The organism is Roseomonas sp. KE0001 (assembly GCF_016107285.1).
GTDB lineage: Bacteria > Pseudomonadota > Alphaproteobacteria > Acetobacterales > Acetobacteraceae > Pseudoroseomonas.
Genome location: NZ_RCVQ01000004.1, coordinates 269,279 through 289,566, shown reverse-complemented (window position 1 = coordinate 289,566; position 20,288 = coordinate 269,279). Strand labels below are relative to the sequence as shown.

At 73.2% G+C, this 20,288-nt stretch carries 16 protein-coding genes; 4 read left to right on the top strand and 12 right to left on the bottom strand.

The features are described from left to right. Window positions 1-3: 3 nt before the first annotated feature. Both secA and D9598_RS10650 read right to left on the bottom strand, forming a co-directional pair. Window positions 4-2,760, bottom strand: coding sequence for a preprotein translocase subunit SecA (gene secA, locus D9598_RS10655; protein WP_198366465.1), 2,757 nt, complete (start codon window positions 2,758-2,760; stop codon window positions 4-6). A gap of 266 nt (window positions 2,761-3,026) precedes the next feature. Next, a complete protein-coding gene (locus D9598_RS10650; RefSeq protein ID WP_198366464.1) occupies window positions 3,027-4,019 on the bottom strand; it encodes a RimK family alpha-L-glutamate ligase in 993 nt (330 codons plus the stop codon). Window positions 4,020-4,222: 203 nt separating this feature from the next. Here D9598_RS10650 and D9598_RS10645 point away from each other — a divergent pair, with 203 nt between their 5' ends. Together D9598_RS10645 and argJ are read left to right on the top strand one after the other, a co-directional pair. After that, entirely contained in the window at window positions 4,223-5,182 is a 960-nt protein-coding gene (locus D9598_RS10645) for a peptidylprolyl isomerase (RefSeq protein WP_198366463.1), read from the top strand. A gap of 131 nt (window positions 5,183-5,313) precedes the next feature. Then, the gene (argJ, locus tag D9598_RS10640) at window positions 5,314-6,549 is read left to right on the top strand and encodes a bifunctional glutamate N-acetyltransferase/amino-acid acetyltransferase ArgJ (protein WP_198366462.1); all 1,236 of its coding nucleotides are present in this window, start codon (window positions 5,314-5,316) and stop codon (window positions 6,547-6,549) included. Between the two features lie 43 nt (window positions 6,550-6,592). Here argJ and D9598_RS10635 read toward each other — a convergent pair whose 3' ends face one another. Further along, window positions 6,593-7,366 carry an SDR family oxidoreductase gene (locus tag D9598_RS10635; protein WP_198366460.1) on the bottom strand — a complete coding sequence of 258 codons (774 nt, stop codon included), beginning with the start codon at window positions 7,364-7,366 and terminating at the stop codon, window positions 6,593-6,595. A 116-nt stretch (window positions 7,367-7,482) separates the two neighbouring features. Between D9598_RS10635 and D9598_RS10630 the strand changes: the two genes are divergently transcribed. After that, window positions 7,483-8,403 carry a LysR family transcriptional regulator gene (locus D9598_RS10630; protein ID WP_198366459.1) on the top strand — a complete coding sequence of 307 codons (921 nt, stop codon included), beginning with the start codon at window positions 7,483-7,485 and terminating at the stop codon, window positions 8,401-8,403. Between the two features lie 36 nt (window positions 8,404-8,439). Here D9598_RS10630 and D9598_RS10625 read toward each other — a convergent pair whose 3' ends face one another. From D9598_RS10625 to D9598_RS10605, 5 genes are all read right to left on the bottom strand, one after another. Then, window positions 8,440-9,183 carry an ABC transporter ATP-binding protein gene (locus tag D9598_RS10625; protein WP_198366597.1) on the bottom strand — a complete coding sequence of 248 codons (744 nt, stop codon included), beginning with the start codon at window positions 9,181-9,183 and terminating at the stop codon, window positions 8,440-8,442. Window positions 9,184-9,218: 35 nt separating this feature from the next. Next, complete coding sequence (locus D9598_RS10620) at window positions 9,219-10,253, bottom strand: ABC transporter permease (RefSeq protein WP_198366458.1); 1,035 nt, start codon at window positions 10,251-10,253, stop codon at window positions 9,219-9,221. Then, complete coding sequence (locus D9598_RS10615) at window positions 10,253-11,332, bottom strand: ABC transporter substrate-binding protein (RefSeq protein ID WP_198366457.1); 1,080 nt, start codon at window positions 11,330-11,332, stop codon at window positions 10,253-10,255. Before D9598_RS10615 ends, D9598_RS10620 begins: the two co-directional genes overlap by 1 nt. A 184-nt stretch (window positions 11,333-11,516) precedes the next feature. Continuing rightward, entirely contained in the window at window positions 11,517-13,514 is a 1,998-nt protein-coding gene (locus D9598_RS10610) for a DUF6212 domain-containing protein (protein ID WP_198366456.1), read from the bottom strand. Continuing rightward, window positions 13,511-16,180 carry a glycosyltransferase gene (locus D9598_RS10605; protein ID WP_198366455.1) on the bottom strand — a complete coding sequence of 890 codons (2,670 nt, stop codon included), beginning with the start codon at window positions 16,178-16,180 and terminating at the stop codon, window positions 13,511-13,513. The genes D9598_RS10610 and D9598_RS10605 overlap by 4 nt, the downstream gene beginning before the upstream one ends. Window positions 16,181-16,314: 134 nt before the next feature. On the opposite strand from D9598_RS10605, the gene D9598_RS10600 reads away from it, so the two are divergent. Then, window positions 16,315-17,526 carry a glycosyltransferase gene (locus D9598_RS10600; RefSeq protein ID WP_198366453.1) on the top strand — a complete coding sequence of 404 codons (1,212 nt, stop codon included), beginning with the start codon at window positions 16,315-16,317 and terminating at the stop codon, window positions 17,524-17,526. Window positions 17,527-17,571: 45 nt separating this feature from the next. On the opposite strand, the gene D9598_RS10595 is transcribed toward D9598_RS10600, so the two are convergent. From D9598_RS10595 to D9598_RS10580, 4 genes are all read right to left on the bottom strand, one after another. Next, window positions 17,572-18,528 carry an acetyl-CoA carboxylase carboxyltransferase subunit alpha gene (locus D9598_RS10595; protein ID WP_198366452.1) on the bottom strand — a complete coding sequence of 319 codons (957 nt, stop codon included), beginning with the start codon at window positions 18,526-18,528 and terminating at the stop codon, window positions 17,572-17,574. 112 nt (window positions 18,529-18,640) lie between these two features. Beyond that, on the bottom strand, window positions 18,641-19,036 hold the full coding sequence (locus tag D9598_RS10590; RefSeq protein WP_198366450.1) for a GFA family protein: 396 nt from the start codon (window positions 19,034-19,036) through the stop codon (window positions 18,641-18,643). Between the two features lie 37 nt (window positions 19,037-19,073). Continuing rightward, window positions 19,074-19,964 carry a site-specific tyrosine recombinase XerD gene (locus D9598_RS10585; protein ID WP_198366449.1) on the bottom strand — a complete coding sequence of 297 codons (891 nt, stop codon included), beginning with the start codon at window positions 19,962-19,964 and terminating at the stop codon, window positions 19,074-19,076. 143 nt (window positions 19,965-20,107) lie between these two features. Next, entirely contained in the window at window positions 20,108-20,254 is a 147-nt protein-coding gene (locus D9598_RS10580; protein ID WP_198366448.1) for a hypothetical protein, read from the bottom strand. Window positions 20,255-20,288 lie beyond the last annotated feature (34 nt).

Below are 20,288 nucleotides of genomic sequence, written 5' to 3'. Positions count from 1 at the left end.
GTCTCAGCCGGCGCGGCCGTGGCAGTGCTTGTACTTCCGGCCCGAACCGCAGGGGCAGGCCGCGTTGCGCGGCGTGCGATACCATGTGGCGGGATCCTGCGGATCGACGCCCTCCGGCGCGCGCGACGGGGCGGGCGCGAAGGCGGCACCCGCGGGCGCATGCTCCCAGCCGGCCGCGCCACCGGCCGCACCGGCCACCTCCAGCCCCGCCATGTCCGGCTCGGGGTGGCGCATGTCGGTCACCATCACCGGCTCCGGCATCGGCGGCGGCGCGTTCGGCGCCATCTCGATGCGCAGGAGCAGCGAGGTCACCCGCTCACGCAGGTCCTGCAGCATGCTGGTGAAGAGATTGAAGGCCTCGCTCTTGTACTCGTTCAGCGGATCGCGCTGGCCATAGGCGCGCAGCCCGATTCCCTGGCGCAGGTGGTCGAGGTTGAGCAGGTGCTCCTTCCAGACCGCGTCGAAGACCTGCAGCAGCACGCTCTTCTCGACCATCCGCATCAGGTCCGGGCCGATGTTGGCGGCGCGCGCCGCGGCAGCCTGGTCGGTCGCCTGCTCCAGCCGCTCCCGCACCGCGACCTCGTCGATGCCCTCCTCGCGGCCCCATTCCTCCACCGGCAGGTCGAGGCCGAGCTGCTCGCGCACCTGCGCCTGCAAGCCGGCCAGATCCCACTGCTCGGGATAGGCATTCTCCGGGATGGCGCGGGCGACCATGGCGGCGACGGTCTCGCGCCGCATCTCCTCCACCGTCTCCGACACGTCCTGCGCCTGCATGAAGGCGCGCCGCTGGGCATAGACCTCCTTGCGCTGGTCGTTCATGACGTCGTCGTATTTCAGCAGGTTCTTGCGCGTGTCGAAGTTGCGCGCCTCGACCTTCTTCTGCGCCTTCTCCAGCGCCCGGTTGATCCAGGGATGGATGATGGCCTCGCCTTCCTTGAGGCCGAGCTTCTGCAGCATGCCGCCCATGCGGTCGCTGCCGAAGATCCGCATCAGGTCGTCTTCCAGGCTGAGGAAGAAGCGGCTGGCGCCCGGATCGCCCTGGCGGCCGGAGCGGCCGCGGAGCTGGTTGTCGATGCGCCGCGATTCATGCCGCTCGGTGCCGATGACGAAGAGGCCGCCGGCCTGCTTCACCGTCTGCTCGTCCTGCCGGACCTCGGCGCGGAAGCGCTCCAGCGCCGCCTCGTACTCCGGCCCCTCGTGCACGCCGCCGAGGCTCTGCTGCGCCAGCATCTCGGCATTGCCGCCGAGCTTGATGTCGGTGCCGCGCCCGGCCATGTTCGTCGCGATGGTGACGGCGCCCGGCCGGCCGGCCTGGGCGATGATGCCGGCCTCCTGCTCGTGGTAGCGCGCGTTCAGCACCTTGTGCGGCACGCCCTCCTTCTTCAGCAGCTCGCTGATCAGCTCGGACTTCTCGATCGAGGTGGTGCCGACCAGCACCGGCTGGCGGCGCGCCTGCGCCTCCTTCACCAGCGCGGCGACGGCGGCGTACTTCTCGCCGGCCGAGCGGTAGACCTCGTCATCGCCATCCTGGCGGATGACGGGCACGTTGGTCGGGATCTCGACCACCTCGAGCTTGTAGATCTCGGCGAACTCATCGGCCTCGGTCGCCGCCGTGCCGGTCATGCCAGACAGCTTCGGATAGAGGCGGAAGTAGTTCTGGAAGGTGATCGAGGCGAGCGTCTGGTTCTCCGGCTGGACCTCAACGCCCTCCTTCGCCTCCAGCGCCTGGTGCAGGCCCTCGGAGTAGCGGCGGCCCTCCATCATGCGGCCGGTGAACTCATCGATGATGATGAGCTTGCCCTCGCGGTTGACGATGTAGTCCACGTCGCGGGCGAAGAGCACATGGGCGCGCAGGCTCTGGTTGACGTGATGCACCAGCGTCACGTTCTGGAAGTCGTAGAGATTGCCCTCGGTCAGCAGCCCGGCCTGGGTCAGCATCTCCTCGACCCGCGCCGTGCCCGCCTCGGTCAGGTTGGCCGCGCGCTGCTTCTCGTCCTTGTCATAGGTCTCCTTGTCCTTGACCAGCTCGCGCACCACCGCGTCGACATTGCGGTAGAGGTCCGAGCTGTCCTCGGCGGGACCGGAGATGATCAGCGGCGTGCGCGCCTCATCGACCAGGATGCTGTCCACCTCGTCGACGATGGCATAGTTGAAGTCGCGCTGGACCATGTCCTCCAGCCGGTACTTCATGTTGTCGCGCAGGTAGTCGAAGCCGAACTCGTTGTTGGTGCCGTAGGTGATGTCGCAGGCATAGGCCGCGCGCCGCTCCTCGTCGGTCAGCCCATGGACGATAACGCCGCAGGACAGGCCGAGGAAATCGTAGAGCCGGCCCATATGCTCGGAATCGCGCGTGGCCAGGTAGTCGTTCACCGTGACGACATGCACGCCCTTGCCGGCCAGCGCGTTCAGATAGACCGCCAGCGTCGCCACCAGGGTCTTGCCCTCGCCGGTCTTCATCTCGGCGATGCGGCCGGAATGCAGCACCATGCCGCCGATCATCTGCACGTCGAAATGCCGCATGCCGAGCACGCGCTTCGAGGCCTCGCGCGCCGTGGCGAAGGCCTCCGGCAGCAGGTCGTCCAGACTCTCCCCCGCGGCCAGGCGCTGCTTCAGCTTCGGCGTCTGGGCCTGCAGCGCCTCGTCCGAGAGCGCGGCGAGCTGAGGCTCGAAGGCCGTGATGGCGGGCAGCCGGGCGCTGAACTGCTTCAGCATGCGGTCGTTGGCTGAGCCGAAGACGGCGCGGGCGAGGCGGGCGAACATGGGGCTGCGAAAATCTCCGAGGGCCGCCCTTGCCCCCGCCCGGCCCGCCGGTGGCGGGCGGCCGAGGGCGCGCCGGGGTCTGTCCGGAAGGCGGGACCGGACCCATGGCGGGCAACAGGCTGCTTTGGGGTGAACAGATAGGCGGCGACCGGACCAGGGTCAACGAAAGGAGGAATGACAGCCCGGAAAGTCATCCTCGCGCGGGAGCGGAGGGCACCGCCCCTGGTGCCCCTTCCCCTGGTGCCGCCTCCCCTGGCGCGCCGGCCTCAGGCCGCGGCGGGCAGGCCGCGACGCAGCTCGGCCGCCAGATACGCGGCGAGCGCGCCCGGGCCGGAGCCCGGCGTGCCGGTCAGGCCGGCCGCCTGCTCGGCCGCCTCATTGTAGTTGGTGTTGGTGTTCACGTCGTAGACCAGGGTGCGGCCGGCCGGGTCGCGGATGAACTCGATGCCGGCGACGTCCACGCCCGCCTGGGCCAGGAAGCCCTCCAGCCGCGCCCGGAGCGGCGCCTCGATGCCGTCCCGCAGCACGGTGAAGCGCGGCGCCGCCGGGGCCGGCACGGCGGCCGGCGCCTCGCCGGCGGGGCAGAAGGCATCGCCCACGGCGCAGACATCCGCCGGGCAGAGTTCGAAGCCCGCCGTGGTGTCGACCTCCACCGCATAGACGAAGCGGCCGCCGACGAACTCGGCCCGGGTGATCACCGGGCGGGCGGCGCGCACATAGTCTTGCAGCAGCCAGAGGCCGTCCACCGGCGCCTCGTCGGACGGCGCGGTATCGAGATGGGCGGCCAGCGCCTCCACCGAGGGGAAGAGCCGCACGCCCAGCCCCTTGCCGCCGCGGTTCGGCTTCAGGATCAGCGGGCCGGGCGCGAAGTGGCGGCGGGCAGCGGCGATGAGCGCCTCCGGCGCGTCATGCACCAGGACGGTGCGCGGCACCTCGAGGCCGGCCGTCTCCAGCGCCGCGTACTGTCGCGCCTTGCTGATTTCGAGATCGAGCGCGCGGGGCCCGTTCACCACCCGCCGGCCGTATCGCGTCAGCCAGGCCAGCACCGCCGCGGTCAGCTCGGCCGAGTAGCGATGGCCGCGCGTGTGGGACGAGGCGCTCATGCGGTTGTAGTAGACCCCCTCCGGCGGCGGGGCGGAGAGGTCGAAGCTGCCGCGCGAGAGATCCATCTCGGCCCAGGGAAGGCCGGCGCGGTCGAACGCGGCGGCCAGCGGCGGCAGCCAGGCCGGGTTCTCATGGATGACATGGATCTTGGACATGCCTCAGCTCCGATCGTGATTCTCGGGATTAACGAATTGATTTCGCAAATACAGGGGAATGCCGTCCGCTTCAAGCGGATCACGCCGCGGAACCCGGTCCCGCCCTGGCCTCCTGGCCATTCCGGGCGCAACAAGGCCGCGATTGTGGCGGCGGCACGCTTCCGGCATCTTGAAGCCTCTCTTCGCGAAGGCACATGCGGTTGATGCGTTTGACCCGACTGACCCGACCTCTTCTCCTGCTTCCCTTCCTGCTCAGCCCCGCCCTGGCCCAGGCTCCGGCGAGCCCGCCGCCCGGCGCCCCCACGCCGCAGCCGCCCGCGCCCCAGTCCACGGCCCCGGGCTCCACCCTCCCGGCCGAGGGCAATCCGGTCGTCGCCCGCGTCGATGGCGAGGAGCTTCACCTGGCCGATGTCCAGGCCGCCATCGCCGAGCTGCCGGAGCAGCTGCGGGGCGCGCCGGGTCCGATGCTCTTTCCCCTGGTGGTCGATCAACTGATCGCGCAGAAGGCCCTCGTCGCCGCCGCCCGGGCGCAGAAGCTCGACCAGGAGCCGGCCGTGCAGCGCGCCATCCGCCGGGCCGAGGAGGAGCAGTTGCAGCAGGCCCTGCTGCGGCGCGAGATCGCCCCGGCCCTGACGCCCGAGGCGCTGCGCGAGCGCTACCAGAAGGAGATCGCCTCCAAGCCGGGCGAGGAGGAGGTGCATGCCCGCCACATCCTCGTCAGCTCCGAGGAGGAGGCGCGCAAGGTGCTGGCCGAGCTGCGCAAGCCCAACGCCGATTTCGCCGCCGTGGCGAAGAAGTTCTCGAGCGACCGCAGCGGCCAGGAAGGCGGCGACCTCGGCTTCTTCAAGAAGAGCGACATGGTGCCGGAATTCGCCAATGCCGCCTTCGCGCTGAAGAAGGGCGAGACGAGCCGGGAGCCGGTGCGCAGCGCCTTCGGCTGGCACATCATCAAGCTCGAGGATCGCCGCACCGCCGCGGTGCCCAGCTTCGAGGAGAGCGCCGAGACGCTGCGCCAGGCGGCTTTCGAGGAAGCGGTGAACGAGGCGGTGGAGCGGGTGCAGGCCGCCGCCACGATCGAGCGCTTCAACATGGACGGTTCGCCCCGCGCGCCGCAGCCGGCGCCTTCCCTGCTGGACGGCGCCGCGCCGCCGCCGAGGAAGTAGGGCGGGCATCGCGGAGGCCTTTCGGACGGGGCGCGATGGGGCCGGGCGCGGGAAATCACCGCGCCCGGCCTTTTTCATTGGCCAAAGCCAGGGTAACGCTGCCGCGCGCATTGATGAGGACGGACGCGCCCATGGCCAAGGATCTCCCCGTTTCCCCCCTCGCGGTCCCGCTGCCGCCCCTGCCGCCCATCGCCGGGGTCCGGCTAGGCGTGGCGGCCGCCGGCATCCGCTACCAGGGCCGCAACGACCTCACCCTGATGGAGTTCGCGCCCGGCACCACGGTGGCCGGCGTCTTCACGCGCAACAAGTGCCCCGGCGCGCCGGTGGACTGGTGCCGCGCGGCGCTGAAGAGCGGCAAGGCGCGGGCGCTGGTGGTCAATGCCGGCAATGCCAATGTCTTCACCGGCCAGGCGGGGCGCGACGCGGTGCAGGCCAGCGCCGAGGCGGCCGCGGCGCTCGCCGGCTGCAAGTCGCGGGAGGTGTTCCTGGCCTCCACCGGCGTGATCGGCGAGACGCTGCCGCATGCGAAGCTGACCGCCGCCCTGCCCGCCCTGCACGCGGCCCTGTCGGAGGATGCCTGGGCCGACGCCGCGCGCGGCATCATGACCACGGACACCTTCCCCAAGGGCAGCGTCCGCAAGGCGATGATCGGCGGGGCCGAGGTCACCATCGCCGGCATCGCCAAGGGCAGCGGCATGGTGGCGCCCGACATGGCGACGATGCTCTGCTTCATCGCGACCGACGCGAAGATCCCGGCCGCCGCGCTGCAGGCGGTGCTGAGGAAGGGCGTGGACGCCAGCTTCAACCGCACCACGGTCGATTCCGACACCTCGACCAGCGACACGGTGCTGGTCTTCGCCACCGGCCAGGCGAAGCACCCGCGCGTGCTGGCGGAAGGCGGTGCCGTGCTGAAGGATTTCGCCCGCGCCCTGCACGAGCTGCTGCTCGACCTGGCGTTGCAGGTGGTGCGCGACGGTGAGGGCGCGCAGAAGTTCATCCGCATCGACGTGACCGGCGCGACCACCGCGCGCTCGGCGCAGCGCATCGCCATGGCCATCGCCAATTCCCCGCTGGTCAAGACCGCCATCGCCGGCGAGGACGCCAACTGGGGCCGCATCGTCATGGCCGTGGGCAAGGCCGGCGAGCCGGCCGACCGCGACCGGCTGTCGGTGGCCGTCGGCGGCACCTGGATGGCGCGGGAGGGCGGCGTGGTGCCGGGCTATGACGAGGCGCCCGTCGTCGCCCACATGAAGGGGCGCGAGATCGAGATCGCCGTCGATCTCGGCCTCGGCCGCGGCAAGGCCACCGCCTGGACCTGTGACCTGACGCACGGCTACATCGACATCAACGGCTCCTACCGCTCCTGAGCGGCGGGGCGCGCGGTGGGCGCGGCCGCGCGCCACAGCCGCCTTACTTGGTCGTGTAGCCGCCGTTCACCAGGATGGTCTGGCCGGTCATCCACCAGCCTTCCGAGACCAGGAAGCGGATGAAGGGGACGATGTCCTCGATATCGGTCAGGCCGGTCCGGGAGAAGCGCGACAGGGCCGCCGCCGTGCGGTGATAGGCCACGGCGTCCTCGCCCTCGGCCGGGTAGAAGAAGGGCGTGTCCATCGGGCCGGGGCCGATGGCGGTGACGGAGATGCCCCGCTCGCCGAATTCCTTCGCGGCCGCGCGGGTGAAATGCTCCACCGGCGCCTTGGTGCCGGCATAGCTGGCGTAGAAGGGCGTGAAGGCGCCGAGCAGCGAGGTGACGACCGTGACCACCTTGCCCTGGTCGCGCAGGTTCCGCCCCGCCTCCTGGAGGAAGAAGAAGGCGGCCTTGGCGTTCACGGCGCTCATCTCGTCGTACTCGGCCTCGGTGATCTCGACGATCGGCTTCTTCAGCACCTTGCCGACCGTGTTGATGGCGATGTCCGGCGCGCCGAAGGCCTTCCGGGCGGCGTCGAAGAGGGCCTTCATGCCGCCGGCCGTCGTCAGGTCGCTCTGGAAGGCCGCCGCCTGGGCCCCGGCCGCCTTCACCGCCGCCAGCGTGGCCTCGGCCTCCGCCCGCGAGGCGGTGCTGTTGTAATGGATGAACACCGCCTTCGCGCCCCGCGCGGCGAGATCGCGGGCGACGAGGCCGCCCAGATTCTTCGCCCCGCCCGCGATGAGGATGGTCTTATCCCGGATTTCATGATCGGCCATGGTGCCTGCTCCTCGTCTTTCCCGATGACCGGAACAGGCTAAGATCCGAGGACGCCGCATAAAGCCGCGAGTTCTGCCAGAACCTGTCAGCCAGGGCGAACAATCAGGCCAGGCCCATGGATCGTATCGAGCTCTACCGCATCTTCGCCAAGGTCGTGGACTGCGCCAGCTTCACCCGCGCGGCCGACATGCTGGGCCTGCCGCGCTCCTCGGTCTCGGCGGCGGTGCAGGAGCTCGAGGGCCGGCTGGGGACACGGCTGCTGAACAGGACCACGCGGAAGGTGGCGCCCACCAGCGACGGGGCGGCCTTCCACCTGCGCTGCCTCCGTCTGATCGCCGATGTGGAGGAGGCCGAGGGGCTGTTCCGCCAGACGGCCACGAGCCTCGCCGGCACGCTGCGGGTCGATGTGCCGGGCCGCGTCGGCCGCCTGATCGTGGCGCCGGCCCTGCCCGACTTCCTGGAACGCCACCCGGGCCTGCAGATCGAACTCGGCGTCACGGACCGTGCGGTGAACCTCGTCGAGGACAGCCTGGATTGCGCGCTGCGCGTCGGGCCTCTGGCGCAATCCAGCCTGATCGCGCGCCCGCTCGGCGCCCTGCCGCTGATCAATGTGGCCAGCCCCGCCTACCTCGCCCGGCATGGCACGCCGCGCGGCCCGGAGGAGCTCGGCGCGCACTGGGCGGTGAACTACATCTCGCCCACCAGCGGCCGGACCGAGCCCTGGGAATGGCAGGAGGGAGGGCGCCTGCGCGATTGTCCGATGCGAAGCCGCGTCGCCGTCAACAGCGCCGAGGCCTACATCGCCTGCTGCCTGGCGGGGCTCGGCATGATCCAGATCCCCGCCTATGACGTCCGGGCGGAACTCGGAAGCGGCGCCCTTACCGAGATCCTGCCGGAGCACCGCGCCGCGCCGATGCCTCTGACCCTGCTCTATCCGCACCGCCGGCACCTGTCGCGCCGCGTGCAGGCCTTCGCCGGCTGGCTCGCCGGGCTGATGCAGCGGGAGGCGCTGCTTGAAGCGGGCGGCGGCGCCTGATGCCCCGCCGCCCGCGTCGTCGCGCCCCGGGCCCTCTCAGTCCGCGAGCCCGAGCAGCCCCAGCGCCTCGCGCCGCAACGCGACCAGATGCGGGTCGTCGCGGTGGCGCGGATAGGGCCGGTCCACCACCAGCTCGGCGGTGATCCGCGCCGGGCGGGGCGAGAAGACGATGACCCGCTGCGCCAGGACCAGCGCCTCCTCCACGTCATGCGTCACCAGCAGCGCGGTCAGGCCGCTGCGCTGCCAGAGCCGCACCAGCTCGGCCTGCATCGACAGCCGCGTCAGGCTGTCGAGCTTGCCCAACGGCTCGTCCAGCAGCAGCAGGCGCGGATCGTTCACCAGGGCGCGGGCCAGCGCCACGCGCTGCGACATGCCGCCCGAGAGCTGGTGCGGATAGGCGGTCTCGAAGCCGGTCAGCCCGACCAGGTCGATCGCCTCCTGGATGCGGTGGCCGTGGCTGCGCAGCAGGCCGCGCGCCTCCAGCCCGAGCGCGACATTCGCCCGCACCGTGCGCCAGGGGTAGAGCGTCGGGTCCTGGAAGACCAGCACCCGGGAGGGGTCGGGCGCGGTGATCGGCGCGCCATCGCCCAGCACCCGCCCGGCCACCGGCGCGTCGAGCCCGGCCAGCAGCCGCAGCAGGGTGGACTTGCCGCAGCCCGAGGGGCCAAGCAGGGCGACGAACTCGCCCGGCCGCACCGTGAGGCTGACATCGTCCAGCACCGGCAGCGGCCGGCCCTCCAGTTGGAAGGCCTGGCTGGCGCCCTCGATCTCCAGCGCCATGCCGGCGGCGGAAAGCTCCTGCCGCGAGGTCGCGCCTACCACCGCACCGTCCCCTTCTGCCAGGCGAGCAGGCGGTCGCGCGACTTGAACAGCAGCGTCGTCAGCCCGGAGCACATCAGCGCCATGACGATCAGCGCCGCGTACATGTTGCCATAGGCGGCCCAACCCTGGGCCCATTGCAGGTACCAGCCGAGCCCGGCCTTGACCCCCAGCATCTCGGCCACCACCAGCACGGAGAAGGAGGCGCCGAGGCCCATGAAGAGGCCGACGAAGACCTGCGGCAGGGCCGCCGGCACCGCCACCTTCAGCACCAGGAAGGCCTGGCTGGCGCCGAGCGTCCGGGCGATGTCGTAATAGGCCTTGTTGACGCCGGCGACGCCGGACCAGGTCAGCACCGTGACCGGGAACCAGGCGGCCAGGGCGACGAGGAAGGTGCTGGCGCTGCCGCTCGACGGGAAGACGAAGAAGGCGACCGGCAGCCAGGCGGTAGCCGGGAGGGGGCCGATCAGCCGCAGCACCGGATGCACCCAGTAGCCGATGGCGCGCGACCAGCCGAGCGCCACCCCCGCGACGAAGCCCGCCGCGGCGCCGAGGGCATAGCCGGTGGCGAGCAGCCAGAGCGAGCGCAGCACGCTCTCGCCGAGCCGCGGCCAGTCCTCCAGATAGACCTCCAGCAGCCCCTGCGGCGAAGCGAAGAAGGGCAGCGGCAGCAGGGCGAACTTGGCGGTCAGCAGCTCCCAGCCGATGAGGCCGAGGCCAAGCACGGCGAGCCAGGGCCCGAGCGGACGCAGGCGCTCGCCCGCCCGGCCGGACCAGGCCGCCGCCAGCCCGGCCAGCAGCAGCAGCCCGCCCAGCAGTGCCGCCAGCAGCGCCAGCTCCTGGGTACGGCCGACCTCGATCCGATCCTCCGGCAGGGCGATCACCGCCGCCGCCGCCAGCCAGACCAGCCCGGCCGCGAGGCCACCGAGCCACAGGCCGGGACGCGCCGCGCCCCGCGCCGTGGCGAGATCCCCGGATGCATCCCTGGCGGCATCCCCTCGGGATCTCAGGGCAACTCCCGAGGCGCTCATCACACGCTCAGCACGTCGGCGGTGACGCGCTCGGCGAAGCGCTTCGGATCGGTGCGCGGGCGCATGACGCCGACCTCCTTCAGTTCGCTGGCGTAGAACTCGATCTCGCGCCGGATGTCGCCGCCGACCGGGCTGTGCCCATGGGTGTGGGTCTGGAGGATGGCCAGGAGGTCGTCGCGATTGACGCGGCCGGGGGCGTATTCGAGGAAGGCCTCGACCGCCAGCTCGGGCCGTTCGGCGGTCAGGTGCTGCGCCTCGATCAGCGCCCGGGTCAGGGCGGCGGCCGTCTGCGGCTCCTCCTTCACCAGCCCGCCCGAGACGCCCAGGATGCAGCAGGCCTTGTCGGCCCAGACGCCGCTCAGATTGGTCGCCACCTCGACCAGGTTGTTGTCGCGCCGCAATGTCCAGGCCACCGGGTCGCCCAGCGTGTAGGCGTCGGCCTCGCGCCGCTGCAGCGCCAGGCCGAAGACATGCGCCGGGAAGACGCGCCAGGTCACGTCCTTCTCCGGGTCGATGCCGGCGCGCTTCAGCACCATGGCGAAGAAGTTCTTGTCGGCCGCCGCCATGTCGGTCACGGCGATGGTCTTGCCGCGCAGCGAGTCGAGGTCGGTGGTGATGCCGGCCGCGGGGTCGCCCACCAGCCGCATGCAGCCGCCATGGGTGCCGGCGGTGATCTTGACGTCGAAGCCCATCTCCAGCGGCTTCAGCCAGCGCAGCGCCATGCCGACGCCGGCATCGGCCTTACGCGTGGCGATGGCCTCCAGCAGTGCCTCGGTCGAGCCGCCGAAATTGATCAGCTCCACCTCCAGCCCGTGCCGGGCCAGGATGCCGTGCTTGCGCGCCACCTCGATCGGTGAGGTGCAGATGGAGGTGGCGTTCCAGGCGATGGTCAGCTTGCGCGTCGCGCCGCCCGCGCCGGCCGCGGGCAGGGGCGTGAGGCAGCGGGAGCGCGCCAGCATCGCCTCGAAGGCGCGGCGGTCGGCGCCCATGGGCGCGAAGCCGGCCAGTGGCAGGGCGAGGCCGGCGGTGCCGAGGGCGGCCAGCACCCCGCGGCGCGGCAGGCTCGGAGCTTGCGGCATATCCAGTCTCCCATCATGAATCACGATTCAGAATCGCGATAAGGACGGGATATTCAGAATTTAACTATTCATATGAGTCAATGTGATTTTGTAACAGCACAAATTCTGGGGAAATATCGTGCTCTGCAGCCGTTTCCTTCCCTTTTTTGCGATCGCCACAGGGAGATTCCACTCCGGCACCCGCTCAGGCCGGCAAGGCATCCGGCAACGTCGCCAGGAAGCGGCCGGCGGCCTCCCGCCAGAGCCCGGCTTCCGCCCCGAGCCCGGCCTGCCGCGCCGCCTCGTCGGCGATGGGCGGCAGCAGGTCCAGCAGCACGGCGAGCAGGGCCGCGTCGCGCGGATGCGACAAGGCCCCCGCCAGCCGCCCGACCTCCGCCGGCCGCAGCCGCATCACCGGGCCGAACCGGTCGCTCTCCCGCCCTGGCCATTCGACGAAGGCCTCCGGCCAGTCCCGGGCGCGGCGGAACTCCAGCAGGGGGGTGTCGTTGTTCCGCGCCAGCTTGAAGCGCAGGCCCGGCCAGTGCTGCCCGCCGCCCGCCAGATCGCGGAGGCCGATGTCGAGATGCTCGTAGCCCGGGCGGCCCCGCAGGTGCTGGTGCAGTTCCACCGCCCCCACCACCGGCACGCCGGCCTCGGCGAGCGGCTCCGGCGCGCGCTCCGCCTCGGCCCGTGCCCGCGTGGCGAGCAGGCGCTCCGGCGCCCGGCCCGGCAGCAGGCTCAGGGCGCTCAGCTCGACCTGGAGATCGCCGCCCTCGGCGCCGCGCAGCAGGATCAGCGCCTGCGCCTGCCAGCCAAGGCCGAGCGGCAGCGTCATGGTCAGGCTGCCGGCGGCCAGATCGCGCCAGCCGGAGAAGCAGCCCAGCGCCAGGGCGGCCGCCGGCCCGCGCACCACCGCGTCCCGGTCCAGCAGGCAGAGGCCGATCCCGGCCCCCTCCGCCTCGCCCAGGCGCAGCGACCAGTCGAGGCGCAGCACGTCATGCCCGGCGAGCGTGAGGCGCGGCAGCAGCAGCGCCGCCTCCTCCGCGCCGCGCAGCCGGGCGGACAGGCGCGGCGCCTCGCCGCCGATGGCGACCCGCCCCCATTGCCCCGCCACCCGCCGCGCCGCATGCCAGGTCCCGGGCGCGATGGCCTGCGGCACGCCCTCCAGCGGCAGGCTGGCCCCCGCCTCGTCCCAGTTCCAGTGTTCCGGCACGATGAAGCGCTCGCCCGGCCCGGCGGTCCAGAGGCGCAGGGCGAGGGCGCGCGCCTCCGGCTCGGCGGCGGGTGGCAGGCCGGCGACGGCGCAGGCCAGGTGGGCCGGCACCCAGCCCTCTTCCAGCGACAGCACCAGCCCCGCCGCGAGCCCGCCCTCCGCCACCAGTTCCAGCGCCGCGCTCTCCCGCTCCGGGCCCAGCGGACAGGGCAGGTCCAGCGTCAGCCAGCCCGGCGCCAGGGCTCCGGCGGGGAGCGTCCAGGCGGCGAAGATCCGGCCGCTCTCCTCGCCGCGCAGCCGCAGCCGCATGGCTCCGGCCGGCTCCGAAGCCGTTTCCCCGCTCTCTCCTCCAGGCAGCGCGGCGACATGCAGCGCCAGGGCGGCGATCCCCTGCAGGCGCAGGCCGAGCGGCTGGCACAGCGCCAGGCGCGCCTCCCCCGCGGGGCGCCGCAGGCGCCCGGGCCCCGGTTCCAGCGCCAGGGCGAGGCTCAACGGCGATGGCGGACGATGGCCAAGGCGGCGGGACAGCGCGGCCACCACCTCGCGCGTGTCCTCATAGTCCCGCCGGGTCTGCACCAGGCTGCGCTCGAGCGCGACGGCGCGGGCCTGCGCGCCTTGCAGCGCGTCCAGCAACCGCGCCGCCACCGCCGCCCCGGCCGCGGCGGCATCCGCCGCCTCGATCAGCGGCGGCGGCAGGCCGGCGGCTGCCTGCCACCAGGCGGCCAGCGCCGCCGCGGCCGCGGCCTTCTCCGGCAGGATCACCGCCAGCGCGCCGGCCGGCGGCAGGGCCAGGGCCTCCCAGCCCTCCTCCTCCGGCCGGGCCTCCTCCGGCACCAGGCGAAAGGCGTCGCCCGCCGCCACCAGCCGCCACAGCGCCAGGCCGGGCCGCCGCAGGGACTGCCAACCGGGCAGCGTCTCCGCCACCAGGATGGCCGGCGCGCCGGACATCAGCGCCGGCAGGTCCGCGGCGCGGGCCAGCAGGCCGCTCATGCCGCCGGCCCCGGCGGGATTTCCAGCGGGAGTTCCAGCGGGAGTTCGAGCGGGAGTTCGAGCCGCGCCAGCCATTCCGCCATGTTCCTTTCCCAGTTCGCCGCCGAGACGCGGGCCGTGGCCGCCTCGCCCACCGCGCGGCGCAGCGCCGGCGCCGCCGCCAGACGCTCGAGCAGGGCCACCGCATCCTCCACCACCGCCGCCTCGCCCCGGTCCGTCCGGAGCAGGAAGCCGTCCCGGCCGTCCTCGATGATCTCGGGCACGGCGCCGACATCGGTGGCGACGACGACGCAGCCGAAGCGCTGCGCCTCCAGCACCGTCAGCGGCACGCCCTCGAAGCGCGAGGGCAGCAGCACGACGTCGGCCCAGGCATAGAGGGCATCCAGCCCCGCCGCGTCCATGGCGGGCGGCTCCACGGCGATGCCGGTCTGCCCGAGGTCCAGGGCCGAATCGCCCAGCACCGCCTGCCCGGCGAGGCGCCAGGCGAAGCGCGGCCCGCGCGTCCGCAGGATGATGTCGCGCAGCCGCTCAAGCCCCTTCTGCGCGTCCAGCCGGCCGAGGTAGAGCAGCCGCAGCGGCGCCTCCGCCGGCCGCGCCGCGCGGGCCGCCATGGCCTCCGCCGGGCGGCCCGGCACAGGCTCGTAGGACGGCGCGTTGAGCACGCGGACGATCTTCCCCGCCGGCATCGCCTGGCCGACGCACCAGTCGCGCAGCTGGTCCGAGATGACCACAACGCCGTCATAGGCGCCCTCATAGGCCAGGGCGATGTGCGGGTTGCCGAGCGGCTGGCCGAAGGGGCCGCGCTCCACCAGATGCAGGCCGAGCCAGGTGCGCACCCCCTGGCCGCGCAGCGCCTGCATCAGCCCATGCCCGCCCAGCGCATGGGTGTTCACCACCACATCCATCCCGGCCAGCAGGCCGACGGCGTCGCGCGTGTCCTTCCATAGCGCGAAGCCCGAGACGCAGGCGCCGAGATGCAGCCGATCGTAGTCGCCGCCCTCGATGCTCTCGCCGGGAAAGAAGTTCAGGCTCTCGAAGACGGCGGCGTGCCCCGGCATCGGCTGGATGCGGCGCGCCCCGGTGATGAAGAGATGCGGCCGCCAGCCGCGCCGCCGCAGCACGGCGGCATAGTTGAACACTACCTTCTCGACACCGCCGAAGGCGAAGAGCGGCAGCAGGAAGGCGATGTCCCGGCCATCCTCCGGCGCCAGATAGGGCAGCGGCGGGCCGCAGCCCGCCAGTTCCGGATAGGCCTCCAGCGCCTGCGCGCGCGGCCGCCGCCATTCGGCGCGCCAGTCCGCCGGCATCGCCGAGCGGCGGCGGACGAGGTCGCGCAAGCCGGCGGCGGCGGCGCGCAGCAGCGGCAGGGCCGGCGGCGGCGCCTCTCCACCTCCCGTCACCGGTTCCGGCAGCCCGACGCGGAAGCCGGCCATCCCCGCCGGGGCCGCCTCCAGGGCACGCTCCAGCCCGTCCGGCTCGGGATCGAGCGCCCAGTCCTCCAGCAGCCGGCTGCGCGCGAAGAGCAGCGGCGCCGCCTCGGCCCCCGGCGCGGCGGCGGCCAGGGCCAGTCCCCCGTCCGGCTCGGCCTCCAGGCTCACCGTCACCAGCGCGGCCTCGCGCAGCGCCAGCATCGCATGGTGAAAGACCGTGCGGAGCAGGCCCGCCTCCGCCAGCCGCGCCAGCGTGCCGGCCTCGGCGAAGACGCAGACGGGCGGCGCGTGCACGGCCTGCGGGCTGCGGAAGCTCTCCGCCAGACGGGCATGCGCCCTCGGCCAGTCCAGCCGCTCGGCCGGCTCCGCCGCCGGATCGAGCAGGAAGGCGACCGCCTCCTCCCCGGCGAGGTGCAGGGCGAAACGCGGCGCCTCGGCCGCCTCCAGCCGGAGGAGCGCGCGCGCCCGCTGCGCCGCGCCATAGCGCCCGCGCATGGTGGCGAGCAGGGCCGCCCGGCGCCGCTCGGAGCCGGCCAGCATGCTCTCGGCGCGCTTGCGGTAGAGGAAGCCGGCCCGTGGCAGGTGCCGGCCCCGGAAGCCCCGGTGGCCCGCACGCAGCCAGAAGTCCCAGTCCTCGAAGCCGTCGCGCATCGTCTCGTCATAGCGCAGCCCGGCCTCGAAGACGGCGCGGCGGATCAGGCTGCCGGCCTCGCAGTGGTTCTCCAGCTGATGCAGCAGGGCGCTGTAGGCGCCCCGCGCCGAATAGTTCTCGGCGAAGCCAAAGAAGTCGAAGTCCGGATAGACCCAGCCCACCTCCGCCGGGCTCTCCTCCAGCAGCGCCAGGGCGCGGGCCAGGAAATCCGGGTGCAGCCGGTTGTCGGCGTCGAGCGGATAGAGGGCGCGGCAGCCCGGCCAGGCGCGCAGCACGAAGTCGATGCCGGTGTTGCGCGCGGCGCTGAGCCCGCCATTGGCGCGGCGCAGGTAGAAGATCCGGTCCGGGTGGCGCCGGGCGAAGGCCAGGCCGGTCTCGCGCGTCTGCGCGAAGGGGCAGCCATCATCCACCACCACGGCGGCCAGACGCGGCGCCCCGCCCCCGGGCGCGCGCTGCGACAGCACAGCCTCCAGCGCCTCCGCCAGGAAGCCGGGCTGGCGATGGGCCGGGATGACGATGCCGATCTCGATCCCGCCGGGGCGGCTGTCCTGCGGCGCCGGCCACGATCCGGCTGCGATGTCCATGCGGCACGTCTCTCCGATCCGCTGCGGCTCGCCTCCGACACTCGATTGTCGGGATGGCGATGATCGCTACCATGAAGAATGGTAAAGAGAAACTCCACAACCTTTGCGCAGGCCGCGCCGGAGCGCCTCGAGGCATGCCCGAACCCGTCCCGCCGACCCCCGACGCCGCGCTGCCGCCGGCCCGCCGGCTGCGCCGCACGCTGATGCTCCTGCCGAGCCGCGGCTTCGGCGGCACCGAGCGGCACAGCCTGGCCCTGATGGCAGCCCTGATGGAGGCGGGCTGCGCCGTCGCCTGCGCCGCCGCCCCGGAGCTTCATCCGGCGCTGCTGGCCGCCTGGCCGGGGCGGGAACCGCCGGACCTGCGCCCTGCCGACCTCGCCTGGCATCCAGGCCGCACGGCGGAAAGCCACGCCGCCCAGCACCACGCCACGCGGGCGCTGCTCGCCGACGGGACGCCGGATGTCGCCGTCCTGCCGCTGCCCTGGCCGGAGGCCGGGCTCGGCTGCCTGCGGGCCCTGGCCGAGACCGGGCAGCCCAGCCTCGCCATCGGCCATCTGGCGCCTCGGCAACGCGCCTTCCTGCCGCTGGACGATGCCGGCCAGCGCGACGCGGCGCGGCTTGTCGGCGGCTGGGTGGCGGTGTCCGCGCCGGTGCGCGCGGGGCTGGCCTGGCGCTTCGCCCTCCCGGAGGCGACCATCGCCCTGGTGCCGAACGGCGCCCGGCCGCCCGCCGGCGGCGACCGCGCCGGGCGGCGGGCCAGGGTGCGGCAGGATCTCGGCCTGGCGCCGGGCACCCGCCTCGCGCTCTTCCTGGGCCGGCTCGATCCCGCCAAGGGCGCCGATCTGCTACCGGACATCGCCCGGCGCCTGGCAGCCGGCCCGCCGGCGGTGCTCGCCGTGGCCGGCGCCGGGGCGCCACCGACACTGGAGGCCGCCCTCCGGCGCGCCGCCCGTGGCGACAACCCCCCGCTGCGGCTGCTCGGCTTCCGCCAGGATGCCGGCGCGCTGCTGGAGGCGGCGGATGCGCTGCTGCTGCCCTCGCGGCTGGAGGGCTATCCCCTCGCCTTCCTCGAGGCGGCGCTGCGGCGCTGCCCGGTGGTGGCGAGCGAGGCGGCGCTGGAGGGGCTGGGCGAGGAGGCCGCGGAGGTTGCCTGCCTGGTCCCCACCGGCGACGCGGCGGCCCTGGCCACGGCCCTGGCCACGGTGCTGCGAGGCGGGGCGGAGGTGGCACGGCGGCAGGCGGCGGCCGAGGCCCTGGCGCTGCGGCAGGACGAGGCGGCGATGTGCGCGCGCTACCTCGGCCTGCTGCGCGGGGTGCTGCTCGGCTCCACGGGGGCGGCCCGCTGAATCCGGGCCCGTGACCGCTGGAGAAGGCCTGTGCGGCAGGCCTTCTCAGACGACGCCGTGGCGGCCCATCTCGAGGAACTTCTCGCGCCGCCGCGCCTTCAGCCGCCCGCCATCCAGCGCCAGCAGCGGCTCCAGGCATTCCCACATCCGCGCGCCGAGGGCGGACATCGCCGCCGCCGGGTCGCGGTGCGCGCCGCCCAGCGGCTCGGGCACCACCTGGTCGATCAGCCCGAGGCGGGAGAGGTCCTGGGCGGTCAGCTTCAGCGCATCGGCCGCGGTGCTGGCCTGGGCGGCATCGCGCCACAGGATGCTGGCGCAGCCCTCGGGGCTGATCACCGAATAGATCGAGTGCTCCAGCATCAGCACCCGGTCGGCGGCGGCGAGCGCGATGGCGCCGCCCGAGCCGCCCTCGCCGATGATCGCCGAGACCACCGGCACCGGCGCGTCCAGGCAGGCCTCGATCGAGCGGGCGATGGCCTCGGCCTGGCCGCGCGCCTCGGCCTCGATGCCGGGAAAGGCCCCGGCGGTGTCGACGAAGCTCAGCACCGGCAGGCCGAAGCGCCCGGCCAGCTCGATCAGCCGCCGCGCCTTGCGGTAGCCCTCCGGCCGGGCCATGCCGAAATTGTGCTTCACCCGGCTCTCGGTATCGGTGCCCTTCTCGGTGCCCAGCACCATCACGGCGCGGCCGTGGAAGCGCCCCATGCCGCCCACCACCGCCGCGTCATCGGCGAAGGCGCGATCTCCGGCCAGCGGCACGAAATCCTCGATCAGCGCCGCGACATAGGCCAGCGCCTTGGGCCGGTCGGGGTGGCGGGCGACCTGGGTCTTCTGCCAGGGGGTCAGCTTGGCATAGGTCGCCGAAAGCAGCTTCGCGGCCTTGTCGGACAGCTTGCCGACCTCCTCCGCCACGTCGATGCCGCCGGCATCCGTGGTGCGCCGCAGTTCCTCGATCTTGCCTTCCAGCTCGGCCAGCGGCTTCTCGAAATCCAGAAAATGGCGCATCGCGATCCCGTGTCCAGGCGGCGCCCGGTTCAGCCCCCGGGCGCGGAAGAGGGGGTGGCCTAGCGCAGACGGAACGGCAAGGCCAGGGGGGAGGGCCGCGTGCGCGACCGCCTCAGCCTGGATAGCGCTCGAACGCCGGCAGGCCATCGAGCGCGGCCATCCAGGGCAGCCGCTCCGCGACCTGGATCTGCGCCCCCGGCGGCAGGGCCGCGGGATCGTCCAGCGTGCCGGTCTGGATATCGACCAGGCCGGGCAGGTTCTCCTCGTTGGCATAGAACAGGCCGGTACCGCAGTCCGGGCAGAAGCTGCGGCGGCCCCGCGCGGAGGAGGCATAGACCTTCGGGCTGCCGTGGACGACGAGACTCTCCGCCGGCACCATGGCCCAGCCGACCATCGGCGCGCCGGCATGGCGGCGGCAATCCCCGCAATGACAGAGGGCGTGATGCAGCACCGCCTCCCGCGGCACCGCGTAGCGGATGGCCCGGCAGTGGCAGCGTCCGGTCAGCATGGCCTCGACTCCCTCCTAGGTTGGACCGACGAGCCTGTCACGACGGGCCGGTCGAGGCCAGCGGGTGGTGGGTCTCCACCAGCAGGCGCAGCCGCTCCTCGAGCACCCGGGTGTAGATCTGCGTCGTCGCGATATCGGCGTGGCCGAGCAGCATCTGCAGCGCCCGCAGATCGGCGCCGCCCTCCAGCAGATGCGTGGCGAAGGAATGGCGCAGCACGTGCGGGCTGACGCGGGCGGGATCGAGCCCCGCCGTTAGCGCGGCCTGCTTGGTCAGCAGCACCAGGCTCTGCCGTGTCAGATGGCCGGAGGCGCCGTAGGACGGGAAGAGCCAGCGCCCCGGCCCTCCGCCTTCGCGCAGCGCCAGGACCGCGGCGCGGGCCCGGGCCGAGACCGGCACCAGCCGCTCCTTTCCGCCCTTGCCCCGCACCAGGATCAGCGGGCTCTCCTCGGAGAGGGCGTTGCCCGGCAGGCCGACCAGCTCGCTGGCGCGCAGCCCCGAGGCATAGAGCATCTCCAGGAGCGCGACGGCGAGCGGGCCGCGGCGGCCCGGCAGGCCGGCGGCCGCCTCGAGCAGGGCCGTGACCTCCCCGACCCGCAGCGCCTTCGGCACCGGCTGCGGCTGGCGCGGGCGGTCGAGCAGCTCGGTCGGGTCGTCCGGCCGGACGCCCTCCCGCGCCAGGAAGCGGAAGAACTGCCGCAGCGCCGAGAGCCGCCGCGCGGCGGTGCGCGGCGAGAGGCCGGAATCGGTCAGCCCGGCGAGATAGGCGCGCAGCGGCGCCTCCCCGGCGGCCGCCAGGGCGGTGCCGTGGCGGCGGCGCAGGACACCGGCCGCCTCCTCCAGATCGGCGCGATAGGCGGCGAGGGTGTTGCGCGCCGCCCCCCGCTCGGCGGCCAGCATCTCCAGAAAGGCTTCCAGGTGGCGGTCCATGCGCGGCGCCTCAGCGGGGCCGGCGGCCGGAACGAGCCGGCGGTGCCGGGCGATGGAGGGGTCTCAACGGATCGCGTCCTCCCTGGCCGGTGAACGGCGCCCGGCGCGGGCCGCCGGATACCTGGCTCACCAGGGCGCCTGGCTCACCGCGTGCCGAAGCGCTCGTTGGGCAGGGTGCGCTCGACCGCCTGCGGCGTCACCGCCGGCGGAAAGGCGGCCATCACCAGCAGGCCGCCCAGCAGGGCGACCACGAGGACCAGGACAAGGAGCAGAATCGGACGGCGGAACATGGCAGCCGGGGGTATCCTCGCGCGCGGAGCGTGA

Excerpts from the sequence above, each read along its gene's own strand:
- D9598_RS10605 (WP_198366455.1), bottom strand. The coding sequence starts at position 16,180 with ATGGACATCGCAGCCGGATCGTGGCCGGCGCCGCAGGACAGCCGCCCC.
- D9598_RS10580 (WP_198366448.1), bottom strand. The coding sequence starts at position 20,254 with ATGTTCCGCCGTCCGATTCTGCTCCTTGTCCTGGTCCTCGTGGTCGCC.
- D9598_RS10590 (WP_198366450.1), bottom strand. The coding sequence starts at position 19,036 with ATGCTGACCGGACGCTGCCACTGCCGGGCCATCCGCTACGCGGTGCCG.
- D9598_RS10625 (WP_198366597.1), bottom strand. The coding sequence starts at position 9,183 with ATGGCGCTGGAGATCGAGGGCGCCAGCCAGGCCTTCCAACTGGAGGGC.
- secA (WP_198366465.1), bottom strand. The coding sequence starts at position 2,760 with ATGTTCGCCCGCCTCGCCCGCGCCGTCTTCGGCTCAGCCAACGACCGC.
- D9598_RS10615 (WP_198366457.1), bottom strand. The coding sequence starts at position 11,332 with ATGCCGCAAGCTCCGAGCCTGCCGCGCCGCGGGGTGCTGGCCGCCCTC.
- D9598_RS10635 (WP_198366460.1), bottom strand. The coding sequence starts at position 7,366 with ATGGCCGATCATGAAATCCGGGATAAGACCATCCTCATCGCGGGCGGG.
- D9598_RS10620 (WP_198366458.1), bottom strand. The coding sequence starts at position 10,253 with ATGAGCGCCTCGGGAGTTGCCCTGAGATCCCGAGGGGATGCCGCCAGG.
- D9598_RS10650 (WP_198366464.1), bottom strand. The coding sequence starts at position 4,019 with ATGTCCAAGATCCATGTCATCCATGAGAACCCGGCCTGGCTGCCGCCG.
- D9598_RS10645 (WP_198366463.1), top strand. The coding sequence starts at position 4,223 with ATGCGTTTGACCCGACTGACCCGACCTCTTCTCCTGCTTCCCTTCCTG.
- D9598_RS10630 (WP_198366459.1), top strand. The coding sequence starts at position 7,483 with ATGGATCGTATCGAGCTCTACCGCATCTTCGCCAAGGTCGTGGACTGC.
- D9598_RS10600 (WP_198366453.1), top strand. The coding sequence starts at position 16,315 with ATGCCCGAACCCGTCCCGCCGACCCCCGACGCCGCGCTGCCGCCGGCC.
- D9598_RS10585 (WP_198366449.1), bottom strand. The coding sequence starts at position 19,964 with ATGGACCGCCACCTGGAAGCCTTTCTGGAGATGCTGGCCGCCGAGCGG.
- D9598_RS10610 (WP_198366456.1), bottom strand. The coding sequence starts at position 13,514 with ATGAGCGGCCTGCTGGCCCGCGCCGCGGACCTGCCGGCGCTGATGTCC.
- argJ (WP_198366462.1), top strand. The coding sequence starts at position 5,314 with ATGGCCAAGGATCTCCCCGTTTCCCCCCTCGCGGTCCCGCTGCCGCCC.
- D9598_RS10595 (WP_198366452.1), bottom strand. The coding sequence starts at position 18,528 with ATGCGCCATTTTCTGGATTTCGAGAAGCCGCTGGCCGAGCTGGAAGGC.